Below are 16,645 nucleotides of genomic sequence, written 5' to 3' on the forward strand. Positions count from 1 at the left end.
GTCAGTCGTCCCATTCATTGAGGCAGCCGGATTTGATGAACCAGGGATTGGCGGCCAGGGCGCGATAGAGGGCGGCCTGCCAGGAGTTTCGGTTTCCGTAGCTTGCGGCCCGGTCATGGATTTCGTCGATGGCGGCCCGGTACGGCTTGCCGCGTAGATAGTCGCTGAGTGCGGCCAGCTCGGTACCCACCTGTGCCGCGTAAAGCCTGGCGAGCTTGTAAGTGGCGAAGTGCCTCTGCACGCGAGCGGTCAAGGTCGCCGACCAGTCGGGGTGCGGGGCGACGAAGAAGATGACGCCCGGCTCCGGTGGCGGGGTAAGGCGGGCTGCCAGCCATACCTGGCCGCTGACATCGTCGAAGTAGGGGTGGAGCGTCTGCTGCTCGGCCACAGCCGGTATGGCTTCGCCTTTGGCCTTGTTGCAGGGCAGGCACGCGGGGACGAGGTTGGCCGGGGTGACGGCGAGCAGCGGGTAGGCGATCTTGGGGAGCTGATGGTCGATGGTGTCGGCGAACCCGTGCCCGCACAGCGGGCAGCGCCCCCGGCGGGCGCTCTTGATCAGCTGGTCGTAGATCTCCCGGCCTGCGCTGCCTTTGCGGGCCATGCGGCTGGTGTAGCAGCCGGTGAGCTTCTTGTTGTCGCCCTTGGCAGGGTCGTTGCCGTCGGGCTGGTCCTTCAAGTGCTTCAGGGCGTGCAGGGACCCGGTGGCGGCAGCCTTCTCGTACTCGTCGGCCGCAGCGGCGACGGCGTCTTCCAGCAGTTCCAGCCGGGCCTTGACCTTCGCGGGGCGGGTCTTGGAGACGCAGGTGGCGTAGACGCTGCGGGCGTCGAGGTCGGGTTGCGGGATCGGCCACATCAGGACAGTTCCTCCGGTGCCCAGGCGTCGTCGCCGAGGTCGCGGAGAGCGATCAGGGACCGGACGATGATGCGTGCCTCGCCGCCGAGCCGGCCGCCGAACCGTTCCAGGATGCTGCCGAAGGATTCCCCGTTGTCGACGAGGCGGTTCAGTTCCCCGTGGAAGCCGGAGGCAGTGACCTCCAGGCCGAAGACCTCGCGGGTGAGTACACCGACGTTTTCCCCGAACGTCTCGGTTTCGGGGCGGTCGGCAACGACGTGGTCCCCGTAGCGGCGCAGCTTCCAGACGCAGTGGGCGGGGACTTCCTGCAAGACCACGGGGGAGTGGGTGGCGATGAGTGCCAGCCCGTTGCGGTCCGAGATCAGGCTGGACAGTACCCGGACGAAGGCCGACAGCAGGGGCGGGTGGAGGTGGGTCTCGGGCTCGTCGATGATGACGAGGGTGCGCTCGCCGACGTGCTCGACCAGCCGGGTCACAGTCAGCAGTACGACCTTGTGGCCGGAGCTGAGGGAGGCGAACAGCTTGCGGGCCTTGGCCCGCCGGCTATTGGGGCTGCGCGTTGCCTGGAAGTCTTCCAGCCAGTCCTCGGCCAGCAGGCCGCTGCCGGCGTATGTCAGTGTCCGCAACGCGCTGATCCAGCGGTGCGCCTGCTCGCCGGTCAGACATGCCTCGACGCTCTCGGCAAAGTCCCGTTTCAGCTGCCACTGGGACTTGACACGTGGAGCACGCGTGCCGCCTGAAGGCATGCGCAGGCCGACGTGGGTCGTGGGGAACGACTCGTCGTGCGGGAGGAGGGGCAGGTCGTCGAAGGCGCTGAAAGAGACGCTGACGAGGTTGCCGAACGACCGGCGCTGGCCTCGACTGTCCTCGATGACGCGGCCGACCTCTGAGGGGTCGGCTTCTGGGTCGGCGACCGCTCGGGCCAGGCGGTTGAGCAGGACGGACTTGCCGGCCCCATTCCGGCCGGTAAGCACGTGGATGTTGCTGGAGGGCTGGCTGTGTGGTGTCACCCGGAAGGACAGCTCAAGGCCGTCTGTGCCTGCGGTGGCCGGCGCGGGGCCCTCGTAGGAGACGTGAAAGGGCGTGACGCGGTCGCCGTCGCGTGCGATGCGACGGAACTGCTCTTCGATCATGAACGGCTTCACGAACCGCCACAGCGAGGTCCGTGTCACCTCTTGGTCGCGGGCGGTTTCGAAGATGCTGTTGTCGAAGGCCATGTCACGCAGGCCGATCAGGACGCCCCGACGTATGTCGTCACCGAGCTGGCGCAGCCGCTCGTAGTACGTGTCGTCCTGTCCAACGGAGAAGAGCGTGTCGTCGAGCGAGTTGAAGTTCCGTGGCACGTCCGGGTCGCCGTTCTCGTGACCGTCCATGCCGAGCCGGCCGATTTTGACCTGGCCGATCTGGTGCACGGTGCCGTCGGAGTCGGCGATCGACAGCCCGAACAGGGTGCGGTATCCGAAGTCGTCCCATGCTTCCTTGCGCAGGAGCACCCAGGGGCGTGGACCTCTCGCGGGAACGTGCCCCGGCCCGTCCAAGACCATGAAATGCACAGCGTGCTCCTGCTCTCTTGCCTGCCTCGTGCTGGCGCCCCGATCCTACGGCGACCCGGTTGGTGAGCCGCCAGCTGGCGCCGGGAAGTGCCGGAGCGGATGGCAAGCGGGCAAGCCCCCCGGGGAGCGAGACTGGCGGGCTCACCACACAGTCCGAGATCGTTCAGGCCAGTCCCCTCGGGGAGTGGGGTCTGCTGGCCCTTGAGTGCATGGTGGCATGCGTGGACCCACCCCCTCGAAAGCTAGGTTGGGCGGTCGTGATCGTGCGACGATGCCAGCATGAACCGACTCGCGAACGCGACGTCGCCGTACCTGCTCCAGCACGCCTCCAATCCGGTGGATTGGTGGCCATGGGGAGAGGAGGCGATCAATGAAGCCAAGCGGCGGGACGTGCCCATTCTCTTGAGTGTGGGCTATGCGTCCTGCCACTTATGCTTCTAGTAATCTACTGGTGTCATGTGATGGCGCACGAGTCCTTCGAGGACGAGGGCATGGCGGAGTACCTCAATGAGCGGTTCGTTGCCGTCAAGGTCGATCGGGAGGAGCGGCCGGACGTCGATGCTGTGTACATGGAGGCCGTGCAGGCGGCGACCGGGCAGGGTGGGTGGCCGATGACGGTCTTCCTGACGCCCGAGAAGGAGCCGTTCTACTTCGGTACGTACTTTCCGCCCGCGCCGCGGCACGGGATGCCCGGGTTCCGGCAGGTGTTGGAGGGTGTGCACGCGGCGTGGCGGGATCGGCGGGAGGAGGTCGGTGAGGTGGCCGGGCGGATCCGGGCGGATCTGGCCGAGCGGGCCTCCGTCTACGCGGTCGGTAGTGGGGTGCACCAGCCGCCGGGGGAGGCCGGGCTGCATGAGGCGCTGGTGGGGCTCAGCCGGGAGTTCGACGAGCGGCACGGCGGCTTCGGTGGGGCGCCCAAGTTCCCGCCGGCCATGGTGATGGAGTACCTGCTGCGCCACCACGCCCGGACCGGTTCGGAGGCCGCGCTGGAGATGGCCGTCCGTACCGGTGAGGCGATGGCCCGTGGCGGCATCCACGACCAGCTCGGCGGCGGCTTCGCCCGGTACGCGGTGGACGCCGGCTGGGTGGTCCCGCACTTCGAGAAGATGCTGTACGACAACGCGCTGCTGCTCCGCGCGTACCTGCACCTGTGGCGGGCGACCGGCTCCCCGCTGGCGCGCCGGGTCGCGCTCTCCACGGCGGACTTCCTGCTGCGCGAACTGCGCACCCCCGAGGGCGCGTTCGCCTCCGCACTGGACGCCGACAGCCTCGACGAGGAGACCGGCGCCACCGCCGAGGGCGCCTACTACGTCTGGGAGCCGGGCCAGTTGGTCGACCTGCTCGGCCCCGCCGACGCGGCCACCGCCGCCCGGCTGTTCACCGTCACCGCCGGCGGCACCTTCGAGCACGGCACCTCCGTCCTGCAACTCCTCGCCGACCCCGAGGACCTCGCCGAGTACGAGGCCCTCCGCGGCCGGATGTTCGAGGCCCGGGCGGCCCGCCCGGCGCCCGCCCGGGACGACAAGGTGGTCGCCGCCTGGAACGGCCTCGCGATCGCCGCCCTCGCCGAGACCGGCGCCCTGCTGGAGCGCCCCGACCTCGTCCGCGCCGCCGAACGCGCCGCCGACCTGCTGCTCGCCGTCCACCTCACCGCCGACGGCCGGCTGCTGCGCACCTCCCGGGACGGCCGCCCCGGCGCCAACGCCGGCGTGCTGGAGGACTACGCGGACACCGCCGAGGGCTTCCTCGCGCTGTACGCCGTCACCGGTGAGGCCGAGTGGCTCCAACTGGCCGGCGGGCTGCTCGACACCGTGCTCAAGCACTTCACCGACGAGAAGACCGGCGCGCTGTACGACACCGCCGACGACGCCGAGGAACTCATCCGGCGCCCGCAGGACCCGACCGACAACGCGACCCCGTCCGGCTGGACCGCCGCCGCGAACGCCCTGCTCGGCTACGCCGCGTACACCGGCTCGGAGCGTCACCGGACCGCCGCCGAACAGGCCCTCGGCATCGTCGGGGCGCTCGCTCCGCGCGCGCCGCGGTTCATCGGCTGGGGCCTGGCCGCCGCCGAGGCGCTGGCCGACGGTCCGCGCGAGGTCGCGGTGATCGGCCCGGCCGGCGACCCGGCGACGGCCGCGCTGCACCGGACCGCGCTGCTTGGCACCGCCCCCGGCGCGGTGGTCGCGCTCGGCGAACCGGGCGCGGGCAGCGACGAGGTCCCGCTGCTCGCCGGCCGGCCGCTGGTCGACGGCGCGCCCGCCGCGTACGTCTGCCGCCACTTCACCTGCGACGCGCCGACCACCGACCCGGCGGTGCTCGCCGAGCGCCTGGGCTCGGCCGGGCGGGGGGCGTAGGTCCGGCCGGACGGGCGTAAAGCGGTGGTGGGGGTCGCGGGCCGCGGGTGAGGATGGGCCATGCCCTGGACCCTCAGCACCTCCCTCGACGACTTCCGCGCGCGGGCCGGCGACTTCCTCGCCGTGAACCCGGCCGAGAACACCGTGCTGCTCACGATCACCGACCGGCTGGCGGCGCACGGCCCGTACTACTACGGCGACGGCGCGCCCGTGTTCGGCTGGTGGCGGCGCGAGCCGGACGGGCCGGTGGCCGGCGCGTTCCTGCAGACCCCGCCGTTCACCCCGCGGCTGGGGCTGATGCCGGAGGCGGCCGCGGCCGAACTCGCCACCGAACTCGCCGCCGCCTGGGCGGGGTTCACGGCGCTTGCCGGGGTCGCCGGCGGGGCGGCGGCGGTGCGGGCCTTCGGCGCCGCCTGGGCCGGGGCCACCGGCGCCACCGGCACCGTCAAGGTCAACGAACGGCTCTACCGGCTCGGCGAGTTGACCGAGCCGCCGCGCCCGCCGGCCGGCAAGCCCCGGCTCGCCGGGGCGGCCGACCGCGAGCTGCTGATCCGGTGGTTCGAGGAGTTCGCGGCGGAGGTGGACATCCACATCCCGCACATCGGACGGGTGGTGGACGACCGGACCGCCGGCGGCCAACTGCACCTGTGGGAGGACGACGGGCGGCCGGTCGCGGTCGCCGGGGCCAGCGCGGTGATCGCCGGGATGTCCCGGATCGGTCCGGTCTACACTCCGCGCGATGCCCGCGGCCGCGGCTACGCCAGCGGCGTCACGGCGGCCGCCTCGGCCGCCGCCCTCGCCCAGGGGGCCGGGGAGGTGCTGCTGTACACCGACCTCGCCAACCCGACCAGCAACTCGATCTACCGGCAGATCGGCTACCGACCGGTGGAGGACTGCCTGGAGCTCGCCTTCGGCGACTGACCTCCGCCGGCCCGGGCGCCCGTCCTGCGGATTCCGGCGGCCCCGGCAAGGTCCAGAGGAACCGAGGGACCGGCCCTACTCCCAGTCCCAGCGGATGCCCAGGATGCAGGGCCGCAGGGCGGTGGCGACCAGGTGGACGCAGTGGTGGCCGTCGAGGGTCAGCTCCTCGGTCTCGTAGGGGCGCTCCGCGGGGGAGCGGCGGGCGAAGCGGTGGCAGCGGACGGGCAGCGCGGCGGGGTGGAAGGTGACTTGGAGGACGTACTGTCCGGCGCCCGAGTTGAAGCCGCGGATGTACTCGGAGCTGGGCGTGGGGGACGGGGCGTCGTCGAAGCCGTAGCCGAGCAGGTGGGTGTCGCCCGCGCGCAGCCGGCGGTCCAGCAGGAGCTCGGCGACCAGCAGGTCGTGGGCCTGGTCGCGGCGGATCCGGCCGGGGCGGCAGTTCTCCTCGGCGCGGACGCCGACCCGGGTGATGTCGCTGCCGGGGTCGCCCTGGTGGATGGCGAGGTAGCGGTCGATGCCGTCGCGGTGGGCGCGCAGGGCGTGCTGCGAGTCGCGGCGCAGGAGTCGGCGGTCGGCGCCGATCCGGATCCGCTCGATGTGGGTGATGGTGTGCAGGCCGGTGTCGCGCGGGCTGGCCAGGGCGGCGAGCAGCTCGTCGACGGCGGTGGCCGGGCTGATGAGGTCGCGGTAGGGGCGGACGGGCGGGCCGGCCGGGTCGGTGGGGGCGCCGCGCCGGGGGCCGAGCAGTCTGGTGAGGGAGTGCGCGGGGAGGTCCAGGACGCGCTCCAACTCTCTGACGGCGCGCAGGGATTCCGGACGCTCGGGGCGGCGGTGGCCCTGCTGCCAGTAGCTGAGGCTGGTGATTCCGATGTGGACGCCGCGCAGCGCGAGGTGGTCGCGGACGCGGTGCAGGGCGAGGCCGCGGACGGCGATGGCGGTGCGCAGCGCGAGGTGGAACGGGCCGGTCCGCAGCGCGGTGGCGAGGTCGCGGTGGTCGGTCCGCTGCATGCGGCCTCCTCGGGTGGCGGACGGGGCGGGCCCGGTTGGTCGTGAATATTCACATGTGGAAGGGGGTTTGTCACCGGTCGGGGCGTTCCTGACGGGGGTTGCGGGACAGGCGTTCACTCCGGGGCGGGTCCGTTCACACCCGGGTGGACGGGCGCCGAGGGGCGTTGACCGGCCATGTCAACGGGCGCGATGCTCGGTGGCGCGATCCGGACCGCACCCCCACACCTCTCGACTCCTCTGCCTGTCGCAAGGAGGAAATCCCCCATGTCAGTCGCACGGACACGCCTGCGCCGCACCGTCTCGGTGCTCGCGCTCGGCGTCCTCGGCCCGGCGCTCAGCGTCGCGGCCGTCACCCCGGCCCAGGCCACCCCCACGGCCTCGTCCGCCCCCGCCGCGGTCCAGCGGGCGCGGCCCGCCGCCGCGGGTGCCACGGCCGATCCGGCCGGCACGTTCAAGAAGCTCAACATCACCATGCAGCAGCAGGAGCAGACCAACTGGTGCTGGGCGGCGAGCGGCAACACCATCGCCACCTGGTACGGCTACTCCTACAGCCAGAACCAGTTCTGCAACGCCGCGTTCGGCCGCTCGACCACTTCGAGCTGCCCCAACAGCCAGGCCACGCTGGGCGATGTGCAGAACGGCCTGCGCTGGATCGGCATCAACCCGGGCTCCTACGTCACCGGTTACCTGCGCTACAGCACGGTGCAGACCGAGGTGAACGCCGACCGGCCGATCGAGACCCGGATCCAGTGGAGCTCCGGCGGTGGCCACATGCACGTCGTCCACGGCTACGACACCGGCAGCAACTGGGTCTACTGGGGCGACCCGTGGCCGTCCAACTACCGCTACAACTGGGCGGACTACAACTACTACGTGTCCAACGGCACGTTCTCCTGGACCCACTCCCTGTACCGGATCGGCGCGTGAGGGGCGACATGAGCAGCATGCGTGATGCCGCGGTCGTCCGCGGCGCGGCGGCCGTCCTGCTGGCCGCCGGTCTCGGCCTGGTCCTCGCCCCGGCGGCGTCCGCCGTCGAACCGGCCGGGGTGCCCGAGCCGGTGCCCGCGGCGGAGCTGGCCCAGGCCCGGGGAGCGGTGCAGAGCCCGGCGGTGCTGGACCAACTGGGCCGGTTCTTCGCCCGCAAGGGCCTCCCGCCGACGGCGAAGCTCACCGTCGGGGCGGCCGAGGAGGCCGCGGCGGCGGCCGCCGCCGCGCCCCGGCTGTCCGGGGACACCGTGCCGGTGTACACGCTGGACGCGGCCTTCGTGTCCGGGACCTCGGGCGCCCCGGTGGCCAGGGCCGAGTTCACCGCGAGCCGGGTGGTCGCGGCGGACGGCCAGGTCGCCTCGGTCTGGACGGTGAAGCAGGGCGGCGCCTGGCGGGTCGTCAACATCGCCACCGGCGGCGACGAGAGCGACTACGCGCGGCTGGCGGCGGACGGCGGTGGCGGGACGGCGTTCCGCGAACCGCAGGTCAACGCCTGGTACGTCCTGCGGGACGGCCGGGTGCTGCCGCTGGACGAGGAGGCGCGCCGCTCGGTGGGCGAGGGCGGGGTGAGCCTGGCCGCGTACCAGGGCCTGGTCCGGCAGCGGTACGGCGACAAGCTGCCCGGCTCGGCGTACGACCGGGCGGGCAAGGGCGGCGGCTACGAGCCCGCCGCCCAGCGGGCCGCCGGCGCTCCGGCGGGCGGCGGTACCGCGCTGACGGCGGTGCCGGCGGTGACGGCGGGTGCGGCCCTGGGCGTCACCGCGCTGGCGGGCGCGGGCCTGGCGCTCCGGCGGCGGACGGCCGTGCGGCGCGGGTAGCCCGCGGCGGCACGGCCGGGAGCGGCGGGGTCCGGTGCGACGACCGGGCCCCGTCGCCGTGCCCGGCCGGGGCCGCCGGCACACGCCTCAGAGTCCGGCGAACCCGTCCTCCAGGACCGCGAAGGTGCGGTCGACGAGGTCGGCGACGTCCTCGGTGCCGTCGCTGTCCGCCCAGACCAGCACGGCCTCCGTGGTGGCCGCGGCGAGCGCGGCGGCGGTGACCCGCATGGCCAGGGTGGGCTCCCCGACGCCGGCCCGCCGGGTCAGCACGGTGAGGTAGAGCTGCTGCGGGTTGGACTCCAGCGTCCGGGAGCGCAGCGCGGGGACCTCGTTGACCAGCCGCATCCGGAGCAGCAGCTCCTCGCGCTCGTGCCGGGTCAACTGGCGGACCAGGCCGACGAGGGCCTCCCGGCAGGAGTGCAGGAACGGTTCGTCAACGGGCCTGGCGACCAGTGCCTCGATCAGCGCCGGGTCGTACTCGTCGCTGAGGACGAGGTCCTCCTTGGTGGCGAAGTAGCGGAAGAAGGTGGACGGGGAGACCTCGGCGGCGGCCGCGATCCGGTCGACCGTGGTGTTCTCGTAGCCCAGCTCGGTGAAGAGCCGGTACGCCTCGCGCCGGATGGTCTGGCGGGTCTTCAGCTTCTTCCGCTCGCGCAGTGGCAGCCGAGCCTCCAGCATCGCCTGGATCGGGTTGTCCGGTCCTGTCGGAGGTGCCGCTGCCGGCCGCGTTGCGCTCATGTCTTCGATTATCCGTGATCGGTCGCGGGCACGGCGGACGGCCCGGTGCCCGCCGGCGGCCCGCCCGCAGCGTCCTCCACAGCCGCAATGTCGGCCGCGTCCGCCCGCTCGGCGGCCCGCTCGGCGGGCCCGGTCGGTTCGGCGGCCGGCATCCGCAGCGCCACCAGGACCGCCGACACCGCCGCGATCACCCCGGAGACCAGCAGCACGACCGTCATCCCGTGCACATAGGCGCCGTGCGCCGCGGTGGCCAGCGCGGAGTCGCCGGTCGCGGCGGCGACCGCGTCGGCGGCCACCACCGAGCGGTCGGCCTGCTCGGCCAGGCCCGCCCCGAGTCGGCCGGTGTCCAGCGCGCCCCGGTAGGAGTTGGCCAGCAGGCTGCCGAAGACGGCCACCCCGATCGCGCCGCCGACCTGCCGGAAGGTCTGCAGCAGTCCCGAGCCGACGCCGGCCCGGGCGGGCGGCAGGGTGAGCAGCGCGGTGGCCTGGGCGGTGATGAGGGACAGGCCCATGCCGATCCCGAGCAGGGTGAGCCAGACGGCGGCGAGCCCGTAGCCGTCGGAGAGCTCCGTGCGGCTGCCGAGGAGCAGCGCGCCGGCCAGCAGGGCCAGACCGAGGACGATCACCGCCCGGGGCCCGGTCCGGGCGACCAGCCGGTCGCTGAGCCGGGCGGCCACCATCAGGCCGAGCAGCATCGGCATCAGCCGCAGGCCGGTGCCGAAGGCGTCGGCGCCGAGCACGCTCTGGAAGTACAGCGGGAGCACGAAGAACGCGCCGAACAGCACCAGGGAGACCAGCGTCGCGGCCGCGGTCGACCAGCGGTAGCCGCCGTCGGCGAGCAGCGACAGGTCGAGCATCGGGTCGGTCTGCCGTCGGCTGCGCAGCACCAGCAGGGTGAGGGCGACCAGCGCGCCGCCGACCGTGCCGAGCACCAGCGGGTCGGTCCAGCCGCGCTCGGGGCTCTCGATGATGCCGTAGGTGAGCGCGGACAGTCCGCCCGCGCCGAGCAGGGTGGCGGGCAGGTCGATCCGGGGTGCCGCCGGGTTGCGGGTCTCCGGCAGCAGGACGGCGCAGGCGGTGATGCCGATCACGACCAGCGGCAGGTTGATCGCGAAGATCGCGCCCCACCAGAAGTGCTGGAGCAGGAAGCCGCCGATCAGCGGGCCGAACGGGGTGCCGAGGGCCAGCGAGGCGGCCAGGATCGCGGTGGCGCGGCGCTGCTCGGCGGGCGGGAAGAGGCCGGGGATCACCGCCATGGACATCGGCATCACCAGCGCGCCGGCCAGGCCCATCGCGGCCCGGGCGGCGATCAGCGTGCCCGGGCTGTCGGCCAGCATGCCGACGGCGGAGGAGAGGCCGAACAGGGCGAGGCCCAGGGTGAGGGTGAAGCGGCGGCCGAAGCGGTCGCCGATCAGCCCGGCCGGGAGCATCACGGCGGCGAAGACCACGGTGTAGGAGTCGACGATCCACTGCTGCTGGCCGGTGGTGGCTTCGAGCTGCGAGGCCAGCGTGGGCAGGGCGACGTTCAGGACCGTCATGTCGAAGCTGATCACCAGGACGCTGAGCGCGACCGCGACGAGCGCGAGCCAGCGGCGTGGGTCCGGTCCGGGCGGGGCCGCCTGGTCGGTGGGCGGGGTGGACGGGGTGGGCACGGGAACCTCCGGGGGCCATCGAAGGGAGTCGCTGTCAAATGACAGTAACTCTCAAAAGATGGCCGCCGTCAATGTCGCATGGTGCTGAATGGCTGTCACGCTCCGTGATGTGTCCTGGAAGTGCGCGTTCCGCACGGGGAATTGATGCAACGTTGATCTGTCGTTCGCCGCTTTCGGGCGGTTACGGGTGACTGTCGGTAGATATCATGTGGCCGTCGGTCAGTGCTGTCCGACGCGTGCCTGATGCGGAGAAGGGGTGGGGCGGCAGGGGCCGACCACGAGCCCGGCGCAGGAAGGGGAAGCCGAAATGGCCGATCGGGAGTCGGGCGCCCAGGTCTGGGGTGCCGCGGTGGTGGTGGCCTCGGCGCTGGCCGTGGTCGCGGCCTATCTGATCAACGGCGCCGCGCTGGTGCTGGTGGTCGCCGGGGTCGAGGTGCTGCTGGTGATGGTCTACGTGGGGCGCCGCTGGCGGCTGCTCCACCAGGCGCCCGAGCCGGACCGCCGGGCGGCGCCGCGGGGCCACCGGACGGCCGGCGGCACGGTGAACGCGGCGCACTGCGAGCGCTGCCGCCGGGCCCGGGAGGCGATCGACGCGCGGCAGACCGGGCGGCAGGCGCACGCCCCGCACCCGCATACCTCGCACCCGCACGCCCCGCACCCGCGTGCCCCGCACCCGCACCAGAGCCACGACCGGGCGCCTGAGCGCCCGGCCCGGGAGTGGACGGCGGAACGGGCGGCCGTCCGGTCGCACGACCGGTCGACCGCCCGCCACGGCGTGCCGGGGTCAGCCGGCCGCGCTGTAGGCCGCCAGTGAGACCCCGACGTACTGGATGACGAAGGCCCCGATGGTGAAGGCGTGGAACACCTCGTGGAAGCCGAACCGGTGCGGTGACGGGTTGGGCCGCTTGAGCCCGTACACCACGCCGCCGATGCTGTAGAGCACCCCGCCGACGATCATCAGCACCAGGACCGCGACCCCGCCGGCGTGCAGGAAGTCGGGCAGGAAGAACGCGGCGGCCCAGCCCAGCGCCAGGTACACCGGCGTGTAGAGCCAGCGCGGCGCGCCGACCCAGAAGACCCGGAACGCGATCCCCGCCAGCGCACCGCCCCAGACCGCCCAGAGCAGCACCTGCCGGGCGGCGCCGTCCAGCAGCAGGATGGTGAACGGCGTGTAGGTGCCCGCGATGATCAGGAAGATGTTCGCGTGGTCCAGCCTGCGCAGGATCGCGTCGCCGCGCGGGCCCCAGGTGAACCGGTGGTAGACCGCGCTGACCCCGAAGAGCAGCCAGGCGCTCGCCGAGTAGATCGCGCACGCGATCCTCGCGGGCCCCGGTTCGGCCAGGCAGATCAGCACGATCCCGGCGGCCACGGTGGCGGGGAACATTCCGGCGTGCAGCCAGCCGCGCCACATCGGCTTGTCCAGGGCGCGCTCCGTGCTCTCCAGGAGCTCAGCAGTCATGAGCGGCATGCTACCCGCTACCTACGGCTCCGTAGGTTACCGAACCGTAGGAAGTGGCGCTCATCACGACTTGGACGTTTTGGAGTATTCGAAGCGAGGTGCGACGGGGCTCCGGGGTGGCGAAGAGGGTGCCGTACTGGCCAGTAATCATCCTTACTGTAGTAAAAGATGCGTCAACTTTGCCTTCTTGCCGCGTTCCGGCCGAAGGTGCGGAGCTACGCTGCAAGCACCCTCAACCCCCGCTACGCCGTCTCCCCGCCGAGATGGCGTGAAACGGAGCGATCGTGTCGAACGAGAACTCGGCTGCTCTCAGCGCCGCGCCGACCCGCCACCAGCGTCTGCTGGCGTGGGTGCGCGAGATCGCGGAGCTCACCCAGCCGGACCGCGTCGAATGGTGCGACGGTTCCGAGGAGGAGTACCAGCGCCTCGCGGACCTGCTCGTCGCCCAGGGCACTTTCAAGAAGCTCAACGAGGACAAGCGACCCAACTCCTACTACGCCGCCTCCGACCCGACGGACGTCGCGCGCGTCGAGGACCGCACCTTCATCTGCTCCGAGCAGGAGAAGGACGCCGGCCCGACCAACCACTGGAAGGCCCCCGCCGAGATGCGGGCGATCTTCACCGGCGAGGGGGCCTCCCAGGGCGAGCCGGGCCTGTTCCGCGGCGCCATGAAGGGCCGCACCATGTACGTCGTGCCGTTCTCGATGGGCCCGGTCGGCTCCCCGCTGGCCGCCTACGGCGTCGAGATCACCGACTGCGCCTACGTCGCGGTGTCGATGCGCGTGATGACCCGGATGGGCGCGGCCGTGCTGGACCAGCTCGGCGAGGACGGCGACTTCGTCAAGGCGGTGCACACCGTCGGCGCCCCGCTGGCCGAGGGCCAGGCGGACGTCCCGTGGCCGTGCAACAGCACCAAGTACATCTCGCACTTCCCGGAGACCCGGGAGATCTGGTCCTTCGGCTCCGGCTACGGCGGCAACGCCCTGCTGGGCAAGAAGTGCTACGCGCTGCGGATCGCCTCGACCATGGCCCGCGACGAGGGCTGGCTGGCCGAGCACATGCTCATCCTGAAGCTCACCCCGCCGTCCGGCGAGGTCAAGTACGTCGCGGCCGCCTTCCCGTCGGCCTGCGGCAAGACCAACCTCGCGATGCTCCAGCCCACCATCCCGGGCTGGAAGGTCGAGACGATCGGCGACGACATCGCCTGGATGCGCTTCGGCGCCGACGGCCGCCTGTACGCCATCAACCCCGAGGCCGGCTTCTTCGGCGTCGCGCCCGGCACCGGTCTCGACACCAACGCCAACGCGATCGACACCCTCTGGGGCAACACCGTCTTCACCAACGTCGCGCTGACCGACGACGGCGACGTCTGGTGGGAGGGCCTGACCGACGAGAAGCCGGCCCACCTGACCGACTGGCGCGGCGACGACTGGACGCCGGAGACGGCGACCCCGGCCGCCCACCCGAACGCCCGCTTCGCCGTCCCGGCCGCGCAGTGCCCGACCATCGCGCCCGAGTGGGAGGACCCGGCGGGTGTGCCGATCTCGGCCATCCTGTTCGGTGGCCGGCGCGCCACCGCCGTCCCGCTGGTGACCGAGTCCTTCGACTGGCAGCACGGCGTCTTCCTCGGCGCCAACATCGCCTCCGAGAAGACCGCCGCCGCCGAGGGCACCGTCGGCGAGCTGCGCCGCGACCCGTTCGCGATGCTGCCGTTCTGCGGCTACAACATGGGCGACTACTTCGCCCACTGGCTGAAGATCGGGGCCGAGGCGGACGCCGCCAAGCTGCCGAAGATCTACTACGTCAACTGGTTCCGCAAGAACGCCGACGGCCAGTTCGTCTGGCCGGGCTACGGCGAGAACAGCCGCGTGCTGAAGTGGATCGTCGAGCGCCTGGAGGGCGACGGCGAGGGCGTCGAGACCCCGATCGGCGTGCTGCCGACCGTCGAGGGCTTCGACCTGAACGGCCTGGAGCTGTCGAAGGAGGACCTCGACCTGCTCTTCACCGTCGACGCCGACATCTGGCGTCAGGAGGCCGCGCTCGTCCCGGCCCACCTGGAGATGTTCGGTGAGCACACGCCCACCGAGCTGTGGGACGAGTACCGAGACCTGGTCGCCCGCCTCGGCTGAGCCTGAGCCTCAGCCTCAGCGGGAGCGGTAGAGAGACCGGTGCGCCGCACGAACCGCGCACCGGTCGGCGACAGGACGGCCGGAGACCCGGCGGACGATCTTTCCCCGACCAAGGAGATCGCCTGCCCGGGGCTCCGGCCGTAGCGCTTTTCCCGGGCAGCCCAGCCGAGCCCAGCTCAGCCCAGGCGGCCTACGGCTGCGCGTAGCCGCCGAGGAAGGTGCCGATCCGGGTGACCGCGTCGGTGATCTCCTCCGCGCGCGGCAGGGTGACCAGCCGGAAGTGGTCCGGCTCGGGCCAGTTGAAGCCGGTGCCCTGGACCAGCAGGATCCGCTCGGCCCGCAGCAGGTCGAGCACCATCCGGGCGTCGTCCTTGATCTTGAAGACCTTCGGGTCCAGCCGGGGGAAGGCGTACAGCGCGCCCTTCGGCTTCACACAGCTGACCCCGGGGATGTCGTTGAGCAGCCGGTACGCGGCGTCCCGGGACTCCAGCAGCCGCCCGCCGGGCAGCACCAGGTCCTTGATCGACTGCCGCCCGCCGAGCGCCGCGGCCACCGCGTGCTGGGCCGGCATGTTGGCGCAGAGCCGCATCGAGGCGAGCACGGTCAGCCCCTCGACGTAGCTGCGGGCCCGGGTGCGGTCGCCGGAGAGCACCATCCAGCCGGAGCGGAAGCCCGCCACCCGGTAGGACTTGGACATGCCGTTGAAGGTGACGCAGAACAGGTCGGGGGCCAGGGTGGCCAGCGGGACGTGCTCGGCGTCGTCGTAGAGGATCTTGTCGTAGATCTCGTCCGCGTAGATCACCAGCTGGTGCCGGCGGGCGATCGCGACCAGGCCCTCCAGCACCTCGCGCGGGTAGACCGCGCCGGTCGGGTTGTTCGGGTTGATCACCACCAGCGCCCTGGTCCGGTCGGTGACCTTGGCCTCGACGTCGGCGAGGTCCGGATACCACTCGGACTGCTCGTCGCAGCGGTAGTGGACGGCCGTGCCGCCGGCCAGCGAGACGGACGCCGTCCAGAGCGGGTAGTCCGGCGCGGGGACGAGCACCTCGTCGCCGTCGTCGAGCAGCGCGGTCATCGCCAGCTGGATCAGCTCGGAGACGCCGTTGCCGAGGAAGACGTCCTCGACCGTCAGGCCGTCCAGGCCGCGCTCCTCGTAGTGCATCACCACGGCGCGGCGGGCGGACAGCAGGCCCTTGGAGTCGCCGTACCCGTGCGCGGAGGAGAGGTTGCGCAGGATGTCCTGGAGGATCTCCGGCGGCGCGTCGAAGCCGAACAGCGCGGGGTTGCCGGTGTTGAGCTTCAGGATGCGGTGGCCCTGTTCCTCCAGCCGCATCGCCTCGTCGAGCACCGGGCCACGGATGTCGTAGCAGACATTGGCGAGCTTGCTGGACTGGATGACCTGCATACCTGCCTACTTTAGGGGCCCGGACGGGCGGTCCGGCGCGTGTCGAAGGACACCCGCCGGACCGCCCGGACGCTGTTGTTCCGCTACTCCTTCGATCGGGAGGCGGAGACCTCAGCTGGCCTTCCAGATCAGCGGCTGGGTGTCCAGAACGCTACCGAAGGCGAGGAACTGCGGCGGGGTGCCGTCCGGAACGAGATAGACGGCACACTGCTGCTGGCTCTGGCCGTCGGCCAGGGTGCCCGGCTTCTTGCCGGAGTCGCACTGCGGGATCGACTTCAGGATGGTCGGGGCGGCCAGGATGCCGGTGCCCTTCGGCTCGGTGTGCACCTTGAACCGCATCATGAAGTACTCGTCCTGCAGCGGGGCGCCGGTCTTGTTGGTGAAGTTCACCGTCACGTAGTACGGCGTCTTGCCCGCGGTGTCGGCCGGCTTGAAGTTGTACGACGCGATCTCGGCCGCGGTGCCCTTGACCACCGAGACCGGGGTGACGTCGGCCTTGGTCTTGCCGAGGTAGCTGCCGGTGGTGGTGAGCGGCAGCGGGCTCTCGAAGCTGATCTTGGCGTTGCCGCCGCTCGCTCCGCCGATCGGGTTGCCGCTGGTCGCGGCCGACGGCACGGCGGCACCGGTCGGGCTGCCGCCGCCGGCCGCGCCCCCCGCCGCGGCGCCGGTGGCGGCCGGGGCGGAGGGCGGGGCCGCGCCGGTCGGGGCGGCGGCACCGCCCGCCGCGGCGGAGGTCGGGGCGGGGGGGGGCGCCGGGGCGCTGTT

13 protein-coding genes and 1 pseudogene are annotated in these 16,645 nt (G+C 72.1%); 6 read left to right on the forward strand and 8 right to left on the reverse strand.

Annotated elements, in window-relative coordinates; genetic code table 11:
• Position 1: 1 nt before the first annotated feature.
• Both ACFP3U_RS20505 and ACFP3U_RS20510 read right to left on the reverse strand, forming a co-directional pair.
• Positions 2–853 carry an HNH endonuclease gene (locus tag ACFP3U_RS20505; RefSeq protein ID WP_380227039.1) on the reverse strand — a complete coding sequence of 284 codons (852 nt, stop codon included), beginning with the start codon at positions 851–853 and terminating at the stop codon, positions 2–4.
• A complete protein-coding gene (locus ACFP3U_RS20510) occupies positions 853–2,346 on the reverse strand; it encodes an AAA family ATPase (protein ID WP_380227040.1) in 1,494 nt (497 codons plus the stop codon). The genes ACFP3U_RS20505 and ACFP3U_RS20510 overlap by 1 nt, the downstream gene beginning before the upstream one ends.
• 339 nt (positions 2,347–2,685) lie before the next feature.
• Between ACFP3U_RS20510 and ACFP3U_RS20515 the strand changes: the two are divergent.
• A pseudogene (locus tag ACFP3U_RS20515) lies at positions 2,686–4,763 on the forward strand (thioredoxin domain-containing protein).
• Between the two features lie 60 nt (positions 4,764–4,823).
• Positions 4,824–5,684, forward strand: a complete 861-nt coding sequence (locus ACFP3U_RS20520) for a GNAT family N-acetyltransferase (RefSeq protein ID WP_380227041.1) — start codon at positions 4,824–4,826, stop codon at positions 5,682–5,684.
• A gap of 75 nt (positions 5,685–5,759) precedes the next feature.
• Here ACFP3U_RS20520 and ACFP3U_RS20525 read toward each other — a convergent pair whose 3' ends face one another.
• The gene (locus tag ACFP3U_RS20525; RefSeq protein WP_380227042.1) at positions 5,760–6,692 is read right to left on the reverse strand and encodes a hypothetical protein; all 933 of its coding nucleotides are present in this window, start codon (positions 6,690–6,692) and stop codon (positions 5,760–5,762) included.
• A gap of 264 nt (positions 6,693–6,956) precedes the next feature.
• Here ACFP3U_RS20525 and ACFP3U_RS20530 point away from each other — a divergent pair, with 264 nt between their 5' ends.
• Together ACFP3U_RS20530 and ACFP3U_RS20535 are read left to right on the forward strand one after the other, a co-directional pair.
• Positions 6,957–7,619 (forward strand): papain-like cysteine protease family protein, encoded by a 663-nt coding sequence (locus ACFP3U_RS20530; RefSeq protein WP_380227043.1) that lies wholly within the window; start codon positions 6,957–6,959, stop codon positions 7,617–7,619.
• Between the two features lie 8 nt (positions 7,620–7,627).
• Entirely contained in the window at positions 7,628–8,497 is an 870-nt protein-coding gene (locus tag ACFP3U_RS20535) for a hypothetical protein (protein ID WP_380227044.1), read from the forward strand.
• Between the two features lie 87 nt (positions 8,498–8,584).
• Here ACFP3U_RS20535 and ACFP3U_RS20540 read toward each other — a convergent pair whose 3' ends face one another.
• Both ACFP3U_RS20540 and ACFP3U_RS20545 read right to left on the reverse strand, forming a co-directional pair.
• Entirely contained in the window at positions 8,585–9,235 is a 651-nt protein-coding gene (locus ACFP3U_RS20540; protein WP_380227045.1) for a TetR family transcriptional regulator, read from the reverse strand.
• Between the two features lie 8 nt (positions 9,236–9,243).
• Positions 9,244–10,887, reverse strand: a complete 1,644-nt coding sequence (locus ACFP3U_RS20545; protein ID WP_380227046.1) for an MFS transporter — start codon at positions 10,885–10,887, stop codon at positions 9,244–9,246.
• A 307-nt stretch (positions 10,888–11,194) separates the two neighbouring features.
• Between ACFP3U_RS20545 and ACFP3U_RS20550 the strand changes: the two genes are divergently transcribed.
• Complete coding sequence (locus ACFP3U_RS20550) at positions 11,195–11,701, forward strand: hypothetical protein (protein ID WP_380227047.1); 507 nt, start codon at positions 11,195–11,197, stop codon at positions 11,699–11,701.
• On the opposite strand, the gene trhA is transcribed toward ACFP3U_RS20550, so the two are convergent.
• A complete protein-coding gene (gene trhA, locus ACFP3U_RS20555; RefSeq protein WP_380227048.1) occupies positions 11,672–12,346 on the reverse strand; it encodes a PAQR family membrane homeostasis protein TrhA in 675 nt (224 codons plus the stop codon). The two genes, ACFP3U_RS20550 and trhA, sit on opposite strands and share 30 nt — an antisense overlap.
• 284 nt (positions 12,347–12,630) lie before the next feature.
• Here trhA and ACFP3U_RS20560 point away from each other — a divergent pair, with 284 nt between their 5' ends.
• Positions 12,631–14,475 (forward strand): phosphoenolpyruvate carboxykinase (GTP), encoded by a 1,845-nt coding sequence (locus tag ACFP3U_RS20560; protein ID WP_380227049.1) that lies wholly within the window; start codon positions 12,631–12,633, stop codon positions 14,473–14,475.
• Between the two features lie 190 nt (positions 14,476–14,665).
• On the opposite strand, the gene ACFP3U_RS20565 is transcribed toward ACFP3U_RS20560, so the two are convergent.
• On the reverse strand, positions 14,666–15,880 hold the full coding sequence (locus tag ACFP3U_RS20565) for a pyridoxal phosphate-dependent aminotransferase (RefSeq protein ID WP_380227050.1): 1,215 nt from the start codon (positions 15,878–15,880) through the stop codon (positions 14,666–14,668).
• Between the two features lie 111 nt (positions 15,881–15,991).
• On the reverse strand, positions 15,992–16,645 hold a 654-nt coding region (locus ACFP3U_RS20570), incomplete at its 5' end, for a hypothetical protein (protein WP_380227051.1).

Origin of the sequence: Kitasatospora misakiensis (genome assembly GCF_042656005.1) — a bacterium.
Classification (GTDB): domain Bacteria; phylum Actinomycetota; class Actinomycetes; order Streptomycetales; family Streptomycetaceae; genus Kitasatospora; species Kitasatospora misakiensis.